This is a genomic window from Ectopseudomonas composti, assembly GCF_900115475.1.
Classification (GTDB): domain Bacteria; phylum Pseudomonadota; class Gammaproteobacteria; order Pseudomonadales; family Pseudomonadaceae; genus Aquipseudomonas; species Aquipseudomonas composti.
The window spans coordinates 368,768-383,901 of sequence record NZ_FOWP01000001.1; the positions used below are offsets into that span (position 1 = coordinate 368,768).

9 protein-coding genes are annotated in these 15,134 nt (G+C 65.0%); all 9 read left to right on the forward strand.

All coding sequences use genetic code 11. The features are described 5' to 3' along the window. Positions 1 to 95 precede the first annotated feature (95 nt). Positions 96 to 2,882, forward strand: coding sequence for a hybrid sensor histidine kinase/response regulator (locus tag BM059_RS01665; protein ID WP_074936282.1), 2,787 nt, complete (start codon positions 96 to 98; stop codon positions 2,880 to 2,882). A gap of 42 nt (positions 2,883 to 2,924) precedes the next feature. Next, on the forward strand, positions 2,925 to 3,521 hold the full coding sequence (locus BM059_RS01670) for a MarC family protein (RefSeq protein WP_074936284.1): 597 nt from the start codon (positions 2,925 to 2,927) through the stop codon (positions 3,519 to 3,521). A gap of 251 nt (positions 3,522 to 3,772) precedes the next feature. Continuing rightward, the gene (gene atzF, locus BM059_RS01675; RefSeq protein ID WP_208606082.1) at positions 3,773 to 5,581 is read left to right on the forward strand and encodes an allophanate hydrolase; all 1,809 of its coding nucleotides are present in this window, start codon (positions 3,773 to 3,775) and stop codon (positions 5,579 to 5,581) included. 133 nt (positions 5,582 to 5,714) lie between these two features. Next, positions 5,715 to 9,344 carry an urea carboxylase gene (gene uca, locus BM059_RS01680; protein WP_074936287.1) on the forward strand — a complete coding sequence of 1,210 codons (3,630 nt, stop codon included), beginning with the start codon at positions 5,715 to 5,717 and terminating at the stop codon, positions 9,342 to 9,344. 1 nt (position 9,345) lies between these two features. Beyond that, positions 9,346 to 10,068, forward strand: coding sequence for a GntR family transcriptional regulator (locus BM059_RS01685; protein ID WP_037005741.1), 723 nt, complete (start codon positions 9,346 to 9,348; stop codon positions 10,066 to 10,068). A gap of 75 nt (positions 10,069 to 10,143) precedes the next feature. Beyond that, on the forward strand, positions 10,144 to 11,409 hold the full coding sequence (gene urtA / locus BM059_RS01690) for an urea ABC transporter substrate-binding protein (protein ID WP_037005742.1): 1,266 nt from the start codon (positions 10,144 to 10,146) through the stop codon (positions 11,407 to 11,409). Between the two features lie 211 nt (positions 11,410 to 11,620). Next, positions 11,621 to 13,189, forward strand: a complete 1,569-nt coding sequence (urtB, locus tag BM059_RS01695) for an urea ABC transporter permease subunit UrtB (protein ID WP_074936289.1) — start codon at positions 11,621 to 11,623, stop codon at positions 13,187 to 13,189. Beyond that, complete coding sequence (gene urtC / locus BM059_RS01700; protein WP_074936291.1) at positions 13,189 to 14,280, forward strand: urea ABC transporter permease subunit UrtC; 1,092 nt, start codon at positions 13,189 to 13,191, stop codon at positions 14,278 to 14,280. Before urtB ends, urtC begins: the two co-directional genes overlap by 1 nt. Continuing rightward, the gene (gene urtD / locus BM059_RS01705; RefSeq protein WP_037005746.1) at positions 14,277 to 15,119 is read left to right on the forward strand and encodes an urea ABC transporter ATP-binding protein UrtD; all 843 of its coding nucleotides are present in this window, start codon (positions 14,277 to 14,279) and stop codon (positions 15,117 to 15,119) included. The genes urtC and urtD overlap by 4 nt, the downstream gene beginning before the upstream one ends. The last annotated feature ends 15 nt before the right edge of the window (positions 15,120 to 15,134 follow it).

The window sequence follows — 15,134 nt, forward strand, 5'->3', positions numbered from 1 at the left end:
ATGCGGCACAAACAAGGCAAAATCGCTGTTTGTGCCGTATTCCCCCGAGCAAATGCTTGGCTATAATCCGGCCACTCATTTAGAAGGATTTGCCCGTGCGCCGGCCCAGGATTGCCATCGGACTACTCGCCAGCTTGCTGCTGTTCGGCCTTGCCCTGACAGCCACGGCGAACACAGCCCAGAGCGGCGTACAGGGCTGGTCCTATCTGGTCGACGCCAGCGCTCGCCTGGGTCTAGAGGAGGTACGCGCCCAGCGCCAGCAGTTCAAACCCCTCAGCAAGCAATCCTTCACCTTCCCGCCCAGTGACCACGCTGTCTGGCTGCGTGCTGAGTTCGCACCGCAGCAGCAACCCGCCTGGCTGTGGATCTTTTCACCACGGGTGCAGTACCTCGATTACTACCTGCTGAGAGACGGTGTGCTGGAGCAGAACCTGCACACCGGCGAGGCCATGCCGCTGGATTCGCGACCGCTGCCGTCGCGCTTCTACCTGATGCCGTTGCCAAATGACGGCCAGGCCCGCGTCGCCTATGTCCGCCTGACCTCCAACCACCCGCTGATGACCTGGTTCAAGGTCATGGATCAGGCTGAGCTGGTCAGCCTGGAAAAGCCCGCCTACCTCTATGGCATGCTGTTCGGCGCCCTGCTGCTGCTGACCCTGTACAACCTCATTCGCTTCATCTACAGCCGCAGCGCCAGTGGTCTGTGGCTGGCCGGGGTGAACATCGGCCTGGCCGTGTGTTCGTCGGCCAATCTCGGCATCTTTGCCCAGTGGCTGCCCAGCTTGGGCTACAACCAGTCACTGATCGCCGACCTCTCTGCCCTGTTCGCCGCCTTCAGCGCCCTGGCTTTTGGCCTGAGTTTCATGCACGGCACGCCAGTACAGCACAGCCCACTGAACCGTCTGCTGCGGGGTAATGCCCTACTGCTCCTGGCCTATGCGCTGTGCATCGTCGTCACCGGTCTGTTCTGGTACAGCTCGCTGGTCTACCTGCTGGTGGCCCTGAGCGCGATCAACCTGCTGCTGGTGAGCGGCCTGCACTGGCGCGCCGGTTACCAGCCGGCACGCCTGATCGCCTTGGGCATGCTGGTGTTCAACATGGGCTTCGGTTTCTTCGTGCCGGTGCTGCTCGGCTTCGATCAGCTCAATCCGGGCTGGCTGGTGCTGGGCGTATTCAGCGTTGCCACTCTGGCCGGCCTGATCCTCAGCGTGTCGCTGACCGAGCGGCAGCGGCAGATCCAGCGCGACACCCTGCAGGAAAGCACCGCCCTGGCTGCCAGCAGTGCCGAGCTGAAGGCCAAGGCCGAGTTCCTGGCCAAGATCAGCCACGAGATCCGTACGCCAATGAACGGCGTGCTGGGTATGACCGAGTTGCTGCTGGGCACGCCGCTGTCGGCCAAGCAGCGTGACTACGTGCAGACCATCCACAGCTCGGGCAACGAGCTGCTCACCCTGATCAACGAAATCCTCGACATTTCCAAGCTCGAGTCCGGACAGATCGAACTGGACGACGTGCAGTTCGACCTCGGCGCCCTGATCGAAGACTGCCTCGACATCTTCCGCGCCAAGGCCGAACAACAGCGCGTGGAGCTGATCAGTTTCATCCAGCCACAGGTGCCACGGGTGATCAGCGGTGACCCGACGCGCCTGCGCCAGGCTCTGTTGAGCCTGCTGGACAACGCCTTCAAGCAGACCGACGAGGGCGAGATTCTTCTGGTCGCCGCCCTCGACAGCAGCGACGGTCAACATCGTCTGCGCGTCGCCGTACAGGACAGCGGTCGTCCACTCCTGCCGGAGGAGCGCGACGCCCTGCTCAACGCCGAACTGCAGAGCCGCGACTTCCTCTCCGCCACCCGCCTGGGCGGGCGCCTCGGCCTGATCATCGCGCGCCAGTTGGTACGTCTGATGGGCGGCGAGTTCGGCATCCAGGGCAGCGGCAATCAGGGCACGACCCTGTGGCTGACCCTCCCGCTGGACGCCGCCCGCCTGGAACAACCGGAAGCCGACCTCGACAGCCCACTGCAGGGCGCGCGCCTGCTGGTAGTGGACGACAACGACACCTGCCGCAAGGTGCTGATGCAGCAATGCAACGCCTGGGGCATGCAGGTCAGTGCGGTCCCTTCCGGCAAGGAAGCCCTGGCCCTGCTGCGCACCAAGGCGCACATGCGCGAATACTTCGACGCAGTGCTGCTCGACCAGGACATGCCCGGCATGACCGGCATGCAGCTGGCCGCCAAGATCAAGGAAGACCCGAGCCTCAACCACGACATCCTGATCATCATGCTCACCGGCATCAGCAACGCGCCGAGCAAGGTGATTGCACGCAACGCCGGGATCAAGCGCATCCTGGCCAAGCCGGTGGCCGGCTACACGCTCAAGACCACCCTGGCCGACGAATTGGCCCAGCGCCCCAACGACACCCCCGCCCAAGCAGCACCAACTCCGGTGAGTACGCCGCTGAACGTGCCGGCCGACTTCCGCATTCTGGTGGCCGAAGACAACAGCATCTCGACCAAGGTGATTCGCGGCATGCTCGGCAAGCTCAACCTCAAGCCGGACACCGCCAGCAACGGCGAGGAAGCCCTCAGCGCGATGAAGGCGCAGCCCTACGACCTGGTGCTGATGGACTGTGAAATGCCGGTGCTCGACGGTTTCTCCGCCACCGAACAGCTACGCGCCTGGGAAAAGAGCGAGAAACGCCCGCGCACACCGGTGGTGGCGCTGACCGCGCATATCCTCAGCGAACACAAGGAACGCGCGCGCGCTGTCGGCATGGATGGCCACATGTCCAAGCCAGTGGAGCTGTCGCAACTGCGCGAACTGATCGAGCACTGGATCGCCGAGCGCGAGCTGCGCCGCCAGCGTGATGCGCTGCCACACTGATAGTCTTCTTTACCTTTACTGCCTTTCTGCGAGCCTGCCACCATGGCGTCCGAGTTGTTCAGCCTGTACCTGAAGATGCTGGTGCTCTACAGCCCCTTCTTCGTCCTCTCCTGTTTCATCGGCCTCAGCCGCGGTTATACCCTCAAGGAGCGCAAGCGCCTGGCCTGGAAGGTGGCGCTGGCCACACTGATCGCCAGCGTGCTGCTGTACCTGTTCGGCAAACACATCTTCACCCTATTCGGCATCACCATCGACGCCTTCCGCATCGGCGCGGGATCGGTGCTGTTCATCTCCGCCCTCGGCATGGCCCAGGGCAAGTCAGCGGTGCAGACAGACAACGTGCAGCAGGACGTGACCATCGTGCCGCTGACCATCCCCCTGACCGTTGGCCCCGGCACCATCGGCGCCCTGCTGCTGATGGGCGCGAGCCAGCCGCACTGGGACGACAAGCTGGTGGCCGTGGCGGCGATCTTCCTCGCCAGCCTCACCGTGGGCGTGGTGCTGTACCTTTCCAACCAGTTCGAGCGCCTGCTCGGCGACCAGGGGCTGCAGATCGTCAGCCGTTTGATGGGCCTGTTCGTCTGCGCCCTGGCCGCGCAGATCATCTTCACCGGGGTGAAGAACTACCTGGTGCCGTAAGACACCGGGCTTCGAGCCCTCGGTGCGCACGGCGCACCCTACCCCTCTCGATACCGTAGGGTGCGCTGTGCGCACCGCCAGCGCCGAAGAGCCTGCACCATTCGCTTGCAGGTCAGCCCCACCTCGGTGCAACGCCTCTCGCCAAAGCCCCTGCCGCTGCCCTGAAATCCCCGAAAATAAAGGCTTTCGCAAAACTGGCACCGTCATTGCTCTAGCGATTCCAACTTGGATACAAGATGGAATCTCGAAGCATGTCCAACGCACCTATCGCTTTCACCCTCGCGCAATGGCAACAGGCCTACCGTGACGGCCAATCCCCTGCCGAACTGCTGCACGCCCTGCGCCTGGAACTGCGCACTGATGACAGCGCCTGGATCGCCCTGACCAGCGAAGCTCAGCTAGACGCTCAACTCGATGCACTGACTACTGCACTGCAAGGTGTAAACGGCGATATGAGCAAGCTGCCGCTGTACGGCGTACCCTTCGCCATCAAGGACAATATCGACGCCGCCGGCTGGCCCACCACGGCCGCCTGCCCCGAGTTCGCCTACAGCGCCGAAGTCGACGCCACCGTAGTCGCGCGCCTGCGCGCCGCCGGCGCCATCCTCATTGGCAAGACCAACCTCGACCAGTTCGCCACCGGCCTGGTCGGCACCCGTTCGCCTCACGGCGCGGTGCCCAACAGCTTCAACCCCGATTACGTCAGCGGCGGCTCCAGCTCCGGTTCGGCCAGCGTAGTCGCGCGCGGTCTGGTGCCCTTCTCGCTGGGCACCGACACCGCCGGTTCGGGCCGCGTACCGGCAGGCTTCAACAATATCGTCGGGCTCAAGCCGACCAAGGGCTGGCTGCCCAATACCGGCCTGGTGCCGGCCTGCCGCACGGTCGACTGCATCTCGGTGTTCGCCCTGACCGTCAGCGACGCCCTGACCGTGGCCAATATCGCCGGTGGCTATGACGCCGCCGACGCCTACAGCCGCAAGAACCCGAACAGCGCCAAGGTCGGCATGCCGGCCAAGCCGCACCTGGCCGTGCCGGCCAACCCCGAGTTCTTCGGCGACAGCCAGAACCAGGCCGTCTATGAGGCGGCACTGGGCAAACTGCGCGAACTGGGCGCCGAGCTGGTGGAGATCGATTTCGCCCCCTTCCAGCAACTGGCCGAGCAGCTTTACTACGGCCCCTGGGTCGCCGAACGCACGGTCGCGGTGGAAGGCGTGAACCCCGAACACATCAACCCGGTGGTGCGCGGCATCGTCGACAACGGTCACAAGTACAGCGCCTGCGACGCCTACAAGGCCGAGTACATTCGCGCCGAACTGAGCCGCGTCATCAACGACGCCCTGGCCGGCTTCGACGCCATGGTGGTGCCGACTTCGCCAACCATCCGCACCCTGGCCGAGATGGAGGCCGAACCGGTGCTGTTCAACAGCCAGTTCGGCACCTACACCAATTTCACCAACCTCGCCGACCTGGCCGCCCTCGCCGTGCCGGCCGGTCTGCGTGACGACGGTCTGCCAGCCGGCATCACCCTGCTCGCCCCGGCCTGGCATGACCAGGCACTGGCCGCCTTCGGCCAGCGTTGGCAGCAGACTGTCGACCTGCCGCTGGGCGCCACCGGCAAGCCGCTCCCGGCTCAAGCAACGAGCGACAAACCGGCACCCGGCTGCATCCGTGTCGCCGTGGTCGGCGCACACCTCACCGGTATGCCGCTGAACTTCCAGCTCACCAGTCGCGATGCCGTGTTGGTGGAGCAGACCACCAGCACTTCCAGCTATCGCCTTTACGCCCTGCCCGGCACCGTGCCGCCCAAGCCGGGCCTGGCACGGGTCACCGAGGACGGCGCGGCGATCATCGTCGAGCTGTGGGACGTACCGCAGGCGCGCTTCGGCGAGTTCGTCGCCGAGATCCCGCCACCGCTCGGTATCGGCAACCTGGAGTTGGCCGACGGACGCTGGGTCAAGGGCTTTATCTGCGAGCCCTACGCACTGAATGGCGCGCGTGACATCACCAGCTTTGGTGGCTGGCGCGCCTATATCGCCAGCCTACACGCCGCCAAGAACTGAGGAAGGGATAGCCCAATGTTCCATACCGTACTGATCGCCAACCGTGGCGACCAGCCGCGCAGCGGCGCAGCGACGAAGTCAAAGTGCCGGACGGGCGTAGCCCGTCACGGCGATCTCGCCACGGAGAACCGCCATGTTTGAAACAGTCCTGATCGCCAACCGTGGCGAGATCGCCGTCCGCGCCATCCGCACGCTCAAGCGCCTGGGCGTGAAAAGCGTGGCCGTCTACTCCGACGCCGACCGCAATGCCCAGCACGTACGCGACGCCGATATCGCCATCGCCCTGGGCGGCGACAAGCCGGCTGACAGCTATCTGCGTATCGACAAGATTCTCGCCGCTGCGCAGGAAACCGGCGCCCAGGCGATCTACCCCGGCTACGGCTTTCTCTCGGAAAGCGCCGAGTTCGCCGATGCCTGTGAAGCAGCCGGCATTGCCTTCGTTGGCCCAACCGGCGAGCAGATTCGCGAGTTCGGCCTCAAGCACAGAGCCCGCGAATTGGCCGCCCAGGCCCAGGTGCCAATGGCGCCGGGCACCGGCCTGCTGCAAAGTCTGGAAGAAGCGCTGAGCGCCGCCGAGAGCATCGGCTACCCGGTGATGCTCAAGACTACCGCAGGCGGTGGCGGCATCGGCCTGACCCGCTGCAGCGACGCCGCCGCGCTGGAAAGCGCCTATGAAAGCGTCAAGCGCATGGGCGAGCAGTTTTTCAGCGATGCCGGGGTGTTCCTCGAGCGTTTCGTCGATCAGGCGCGCCACGTCGAGGTACAGATTTTCGGCGACGGCCAGGGCCGCGTCGCCGCCCTCGGCGAGCGCGACTGCTCGCTGCAGCGGCGCAACCAGAAGGTGGTCGAGGAAACCCCGGCGCCGAACCTGCCGCAGGCCACCCGCGAACGCTTGCACGCCGCAGCCGTGCAGTTGGGCGAGTCGGTTAAATACCGCAGCGCCGGCACCGTGGAGTTCATCTATGACGCCGCCCGCGACGACTTCTACTTCCTCGAAGTGAACACCCGCCTGCAGGTCGAGCACCCAGTCACCGAAATGGTCACCGGTCTCGATCTGATCGAGTGCATGCTGCGCGTGGCCGCAGGCGATGCGCTGGACTGGCCCGTGCTGAACCGCGCCCCGCAAGGCGCCGCCATCGAAGTGCGGATCTACGCCGAAGACCCGCTGAAGAACTTCCAGCCCAGCCCGGGCGTGCTCACCGATGTGCATTTCCCGGACGATGTGCGTGTCGACGGCTGGGTCAGCACCGGCAGCGAGGTTTCGGCCTTCTACGACCCGATGATCGCCAAGCTGATCGTCCACGCGGCTACTCGTGACGAAGCCATCGCCAAGCTGCAGAAAGCCCTGGGCGAAACCCGCCTGCACGGCATCGCCAGCAACCTCGACTACCTGCGCCAGGTGGTGGCCGACGAACGCTTCGCCAAGGGCGAAGTGTGGACGCGCCTGCTCGACAGCTTCACCTTCAAGGCCAGCGTCATCGAAGTGCTGGAGCCGGGCACCTACTCCAGCGTGCAGGACTATCCTGGTCGCCTCGGTTACTGGGATATCGGCGTGCCGCCGTCCGGGCCGATGGATGATTTCGCCTTCCGCCTGGCCAACCGTATCGTCGGCAACGCGGCCGAGGCCGCCGGCCTGGAATTTACCCTGCAAGGCCCGACGCTGCGCTTTCACAGCGACGCGCTGATCGCCCTGACCGGCGCCGACTGCCCGGCCACCCTGGACGATGCGCCGGTTGCCTACTGGCAGCCAGTCGCGGTCAAGGCCGGCCAGGTGCTCAAGCTGGGCCGCGCCGTCAGCGGCTGCCGCACTTATCTGGCCGTGCGCAATGGCCTGGACGTGCCGCTGTACCTGGGCAGCCGCTCCACCTTCGCCCTCGGCCAGTTCGGCGGGCATGCCGGGCGCACCCTGCGTACCGCCGACATGCTGGCCATCTCCCAGCCCGAGTTGCCGGCCTGCACCACGCCTGCGCCAGTCGCCCCGCCGCAGGCGGCTCACCCGAGCCTGATCCCCAGCTACGGCAGCACCTGGAACATCGGCGTGCTCTATGGCCCGCACGGCGCGCCGGACTTCTTCACCGCTGACGCCATCGAGGAATTCTTCGCTGCAGAGTGGGAAGTGCACTACAACTCCAACCGCCTCGGCGTGCGCCTGAGCGGCCCGAAACCGAGCTGGGCGCGGGCCGACGGCGGCGAAGCCGGCCTGCATCCGTCCAACGTGCATGACTGCGAATACGCCATCGGTGCGATCAACTTCACCGGCGACTTCCCGGTGATCCTGACCAAGGACGGCCCCAGCCTCGGCGGTTTCGTCTGCCCGGTGACCATCGCCAAGGCCGAGCTGTGGAAGGTCGGTCAGGTCAAGCCTGGCGACAAGCTGCGCTTTCACCCCATCGGTTTCCAGCAGGCGCAGAGCCTGGAACAGGCGCAACTGGGCAGCATCGAAGCACTGGCGGCGATCAGCGCGGTGACCCTGCCGGCACCGTCGCTGCAACCTGATAACACCGTTTCCGCCACCGTGCTGGCCGAGCTGCCGGCCGATGGCAGCCGCCCGCGGGCGGTGTATCGCCAGGCCGGCGACGCCTATATCCTGCTGGAATACGGCGACAACGTGCTGGATCTGGCGCTGCGACTGCGCGTGCATCTGCTGATGGAGGCACTCAAGGCCGAGCCGCTGCGCGGCCTGGAAGAGCTCGCTCCCGGCGTGCGTTCGCTGCAACTGCGCTACGACAGCCGCGTGCTGCACCAGCGCACCCTGCTCGACCACCTGCTGCGCCTGGAGCGCCAGCTCGGTGATGTCGCCGAGCTCAAGGTGCCGACCCGCATCGTCCATCTGCCCATGGCCTTCGAGGACAGCGCAACGCTGGCCGCCGTCGAACGCTACCGCGAAACCGTACGCAGCGAGGCGCCCTGGCTGCCGAACAACGTCGACTTCATCCAGCGCGCCAATGGCCTGGAAAGCCGCGAGGAAGTTCGCGACATCCTGTTCGACGCCAGCTATCTGATCCTCGGCCTCGGCGACGTCTACCTCGACGCGCCCTGCGCCGTGCCGCTGGACCCGCGCCATCGCCTGCTCAGTTCCAAGTACAACCCGGCGCGCACCTTCACTGCCGAGGGCACTGTGGGCATCGGCGGTATGTACATGTGCATCTACGGCATGGACTCGCCCGGCGGTTATCAACTGGTCGGTCGCACCCTGCCGATCTGGAACAAGTACGTGAAGAACGCCCAGTTCGAGAACGGCCAGCCCTGGCTGCTGCGCTTCTTCGACCAGGTGCGCTTCTATCCGGTCAGCGAGGCCGAGCTGGATGAATTCCGCGAAGCCTTCCGCGAGGGCCGCGCGCAGATTCGCATCGAGAAAAGTGAGTTCGACTTCGCCGCCTACAACCATTTCATCGCCGACAACGCCGCCGATATCGAAGCCTTCCAGAGCCAACAGAAAGCCGCCTTCGACGCCGAGGTCGAGCTGTGGAAGGACGACGATCCGAGCGCCGCACAAGCGCTGAGCGCCATGACTGACGACGACGCCGATCTGGACGGCCATCTGGTCGCCGCCGAGATGAGCGGCAGCGTGTGGAAGGTGCTGGTCGAGCCCGGCCAATATGTGGCGGCCGGCACGCCGCTGCTGGTGGTCGAGGCGATGAAGATGGAGCTGGCGGTGACCGCGCCGGTGGCCGGCACGGTCAAGTCGCTGCGCTGTGCCCCCGGCAAGGCGGTGACGCCGGGCGATACCCTGCTCCTGCTGACCCCGAACGAGGCGGCCTGAGATGCAACTGGTCAGCCCGGCCAAGCGCGGCAAGGAGCGCCCGGAGAATCTCGCCGAGCGCATCTACCTGCAGCTCAAGGACGACATCTTCGAGTTTCGCCTGCTGCCCGGTGATCGCTTCAGCGAGGGCGAGATCGCCGAGCGCATGGCCGCCAGCCGCACGCCGGTGCGCCAGGCGCTGTATCGCCTGGAGCGCGAGGGCTACCTGGAGGTGTATTTCCGCAGCGGCTGGCAGGTCAAGCCGTTCGATTTCGCCCATTTCGAGGAGCTCTACGAGGTGCGGATCGTCCTCGAACTGGAGGCGGTCAAGCGCCTGTGCGAGCGCCCCAATGAAGAGCTGCCGGATGCACTGGAACAGTTGCGTCGCACCTGGATGGTGCAACCCGAGCAGCGCCTGCAGGACGGCCGCGAAGTCTCGCGTCTGGACGAGCGTTTTCACTGCCAACTGGTGGAGGCCGCCGGCAACCGCGAGATGGCTCGCCTGCACGCCGAAGTCAGCGAAAAGATCCGAATTATCAGGCGCCTGGACTTCACCCAGGAGCCGCGCGTGGAGCTCACCTACGAGGAACACGCACGCATCCTCGGCGCGATCCTGTCGCGTCGCTGCGAAGAGGCACAGCTATTGCTCAAGACCCACATAGAGGTCAGCAAAGCGGAAGTGCGCAAGATCACCCTGCACATGCTGCACAGCGCCCGACAACGGGCACTGCCGGCGCAAGGGTGACGGTATGACCTTTGAATCACTGCCACCAATAACAACGCTGTCCACTTACTCACAATTGTGAATGGAGATCGCACCATGCAACGTCGCAGCCTGATCAAGGCCTTTACCCTTTCCGCTTCCATCGCCGCCATGGGCCTGAGCTGGTCCATCCAGGCCGCCGAGACCATCAAGGTCGGCGTCCTGCACTCACTGTCCGGCACCATGGCCATCTCAGAAACTTCGCTGAAAGACATGGCGCTGATGACCATCGACGAGATCAACGCCAAGGGCGGCGTGCTCGGCAAGCAACTGGAAGCCGTAGTGGTCGACCCGGCCTCCAACTGGCCGCTGTTCGCCGAGCGTGGCCGCCAGCTGCTGACCCAGGACAAGGTCGCGGTGACCTTCGGTTGCTGGACCTCGGTGTCGCGCAAATCCGTGCTGCCGGTCTATGAAGAGCTCAACGGCCTGCTGTTCTACCCGGTGCAGTACGAAGGCGAAGAAATGTCGCCGAACGTGTTCTACACCGGTGCGGCGCCAAACCAGCAGGCCATCCCGGCGGTGGAATACCTGCTCAGCGAAGACGGCGGCGCCGCCAAGCGCTTCTTCCTGCTCGGCACCGACTACGTCTACCCGCGCACCACCAACAAGATCCTGCGCGCCTTCCTCAACAGCAAGGGCATTGCCGACAAGGACATCGAAGAGGTCTACACCCCCTTCGGTCATAGCGACTATCAAACCATCGTCGCCAACATCAAGAAGTTCTCCGCTGGCGGCAAGACTGCTGTGGTTTCCACCGTGAATGGCGACTCCAACGTGCCGTTCTACAAGGAACTGGCCAACCAGGGCCTGGAAGCCACCGAAGTGCCGGTGGTGGCCTTCTCCGTGGGTGAAGAAGAACTGCGCGGCATCGACACCAAGCCGCTGGTTGGCCACCTGGCGGCCTGGAACTACTTCCAGTCCGTGGAGAACCCGGTCAACGAGAAGTTCGTCGCCGACTGGAAGGCCTACGCCAAGGCCAAGAAACTGCCGAACGCCGACACCGTGGTGACCAACGACCCGATGGAAGCCACCTACGTGGGCATCCACATGTGGGCGCAGGCCGTCGAGAAAGCCGGCACCACCGACGTCGACAAGGTGCGTGAAGCCATGGCTGGCCAGGAGTTCGCGGCACCGAGCGGCTTCACCCTGAAGATGGACGAGAAGAACCACCACCTGCACAAGCCGGTAATGATCGGTGAGATCCAGGATGACGGTCAGTTCTCCGTGGTCTGGGAAACCGACGGCCCGATCCGCGCTCAGCCGTGGAGCCCGTACATCGAGGGTAACGACAAGAAAGCCGATACCCCGGTGAAGTCGAACTAAGGCAAAAGCCCCTCTCGCCCAGCCCTCTCCCCCTCTCCATAGAAAGAAAGGGGTGAGAGGGGACCAGTACGGTGTTTCAACGACACACCGAGTCGCTTGTCTCCCCTCTCCCGCTTGCGGGAGAGGGGCCGGGAGAGAGGGTCGCCGTAGCCCGGATGCAATCCGGGAAGCTCGCCCCGGACTTCATCCGGGCTACGCCAAGGACACCCTTATGCCCACTGCCCTTACCCGAATTCTCCTGAGCCTGCTGCTGTTGCTGCCACTGGCGGCGCAGGCTGGCGAGGCCGACGACTTCGTCGCTGCCAGCGCCAGCAAACAGGCCAAACTGCTGCAGAACTGGGCCGCCGCGCCCAGCCCTGAGCGCATGCCCCTGCTGCAAGCCCTGCAGCAAGGCCACGTCGGCAGCGATGCCGACAAACGCGCCTTCATCGAACAGAACGGCACCTGGCAAGCTGCCGATGGCTCAGCCGAGGCCAATGGCACGCCGCGCAAACTGCGCCTGAACAACCGCCTGCGCGGTCTGATCGCTTTCGCCGTGGCCAGCCATCAGTTGCTCGAACACGATGTCGCTGCGCGTCTGGCCGCCGCCAAGCAGCTGCAGCGCAATACGCCGCCTGCCTTGCTGGCACTGCTGGAAAGCCGCGTGAGCGCCGAGGCCGACGAAAACGTACGGGACGCGCTGACGCTGGCCCTGGCCAACCTGCAGCTGGAGGCCAGCGACCCAGCCGTACGCCTGGCTGCCGTGGAGCGCCTGGGCAAGACCGGCGACCCGCAGGCCCGTACGCGTCTGCAAAGCCTGCTCGATGGTGAAGAAAGCGATACCGCCGTGCGCGCCGCCGCCGAACAGAGCCTGGCCCAGGTGAAAAACAAACTGCTGATCGGCGAACTGCTCGGCCAGGCCTTCAGCGGCCTGTCGCTGGGTTCGATCCTGCTGCTCGCCGCCCTCGGTCTGGCCATCACCTTCGGTCTGCTCGGGGTGATCAACATGGCCCACGGCGAAATGCTGATGCTCGGCGCTTACACCACCTACGTGGTGCAGCTGAGTTTCCAGCGCCTGGCCCCCGAATACCTCACGCTCTACCCGCTGGCCGCGCTGCCGATCGCCTTCCTGGTCACCGCCTGCATCGGCATGGCCCTGGAACGCACGGTGATCCGCCATCTCTACGGTCGCCCGCTGGAAACCCTGCTGGCCACCTGGGGCATCAGCCTGATCCTGATCCAGCTGGTACGCGTCACCTTCGGCGCGCAGAACGTCGAAGTGGCCAACCCGGCTTGGCTGTCTGGCGGCATGCAGGTGCTGCCGAACCTGGTGCTGCCGTACAACCGCATCGTCATCATCGGCTTCGCCTTGTTCGTCGTGGTCCTGACCTGGCTGCTGCTGAACAAGACGCGCCTGGGCCTGAACGTGCGCGCGGTAACCCAGAACCGCAACATGGCCGCCTGCTGCGGCGTGCCCACCGGGCGCGTGGACATGCTGGCCTTCGGCCTCGGTTCGGGCATCGCCGGCCTCGGCGGCGTGGCCCTGAGCCAGATCGGTAACGTCGGCCCGGACCTCGGCCAGAGCTACATCATCGACTCCTTCCTGGTGGTGGTGCTCGGCGGCGTCGGCCAACTGGCCGGTAGCGTACTGGCTGCCTTCGGCCTGGGCGTGGTGAACAAGTTCCTCGAACCGCAGATCGGCGCCGTACTCGGCAAGATCCTCATCCTCGCGCTGATCATTCTGTTCATCCAGAAACGCCCGCAAGGCCTCTTCGCTCTCAAAGGACGGGTGATCGACTGATGACCATGCCACTCAATCAAACGTTGCTGGCCCGCGCCAGCGCCAAGCTCGGCCCGCAGGTATCCATCGCCATCGGCCTGCTGGTACTGGCCGTGCTGCTCGCCATGCCGCTGTTGCACCTGTTGCCGGGTGATCACGCCCTGCACGTCTCGGCCTATTCGCTGACCCTGGTGGGCAAGATCCTCTGCTACGCCATCGTCGCCCTGGCGCTGGATCTGGTCTGGGGCTACGCCGGCATGCTGTCGCTGGGCCACGGCCTGTTCTTCGCCCTCGGCGGCTACGCCATGGGCATGTACCTGATGCGCCAGTCGGCGGGTGACGGCCTGCCAGCGTTCATGAGCTTCCTCGCCTGGAGCGAATTGCCCTGGTACTGGTACGGCACCTCTAGCTTCCTCTGGGCGATGTGCCTGGTGGTGCTGGCGCCCGGCCTGCTGGCCCTGGTGTTCGGCTTCTTCGCCTTCCGCTCGCGGATCAAGGGCGTGTACTTCTCGATCATGACCCAGGCGCTGACCTTCGCCGGCATGCTCCTGTTCTTCCGCAACGAAACCGGCTTCGGCGGCAACAACGGCTTTACCGGCTTCACCCGCATCCTCGGCTTCGACATCACCGCGCAGAGCACTCGCGCCGCGCTGTTCTTCGCCACCGTGGTGTTGCTGGTGGGCAGCCTGTACCTGGGCTTTCGCCTGGCACGCAGCAAGTTTGGCCGCGTGCTCACGGCCCTGCGTGACGCCGAGAACCGCCTGATGTTCTGCGGTTACGACCCACGCGGTTACAAGCTGTTCATCTGGGTGCTGAGCGCGGTGCTGTGCGGCCTGGCCGGCGCGCTGTACGTGCCGCAGGTGGGCATCATCAACCCCAGCGAAATGGCACCGACGCAGTCCATCGAAGCCGCCGTGTGGGTCGCCCTGGGCGGTCGCGGCACGCTGATCGGCCCGCTGCTTGGCGCCGGCCTGGTCAACGGCATGAAGAGCTGGTTCACCGTGGCCTTCCCGGAATACTGGCTGTTCGCCCTCGGTGCGCTATTCATCGTCGTCACCCTGTTCCTGCCACGAGGCGTGGTTGGCCTGCTGCGCAAGGAGAAGGATCAATGAAAGCCACTCCGGTACCTGAAACCATGCTCGAAGCCGCTTTCGACCCCACCGGCCTGGCGCTGGACACCGGCAAGAACGTCGGCAAGGGCGTCAACGTCCGTCACGGCACCATCCTCACCCTGGAAGACATCAACGTCAGCTTCGATGGCTTCAAGGCGCTGACCAACCTGACCCTGTACATCGGCGTCGGTGAGCTGCGCTGCATCATCGGCCCCAACGGCGCCGGCAAGACCACCATGATGGACGTGATCACCGGCAAGACCCGCCCGGACAGCGGCGTCGCCTACTTCGGCGAACAGTACGACCTGACCGCCATGAGCGAAGTGCAGATCGCCCAGGCCGGCATCGGTCGCAAGTTCCAGAAACCCACGGTGTTCGAAGCGCTGACGGTGTTCGAGAACCTGGAGCTGGCGCAGAAGACCAACAAGTCGGTGTGGGCCAGCTTGCGCGCCCGGCTCAGCGGCGAGCAGCAGGACCGCATCGAGGAAGTGCTGACCACCATCCGCCTGGAAGCCTCGCGCAACCGCCCGGCTGGCTTGCTCTCCCACGGTCAGAAGCAGTTCCTGGAGATCGGCATGCTGCTGATGCAGGAGCCGCACCTGCTACTGCTCGACGAGCCGGTGGCGGGCATGACCGATGCCGAGACCGAGTTCACCGCCGAGCTGTTCAAGTCACTGGCACGCAAGCACTCATTGATGGTGGTGGAGCACGACATGGGCTTCGTCGGCTCCATCGCCGACCACGTCACCGTGTTGCACCAGGGCAGCGTGCTGGCCGAAGGCTCGCTGGAACAGGTGCAGAACGACGAGCGGGTGATCGAGGTTTATCTGGGGCGCTGAAAAGCCCCTCTCCCC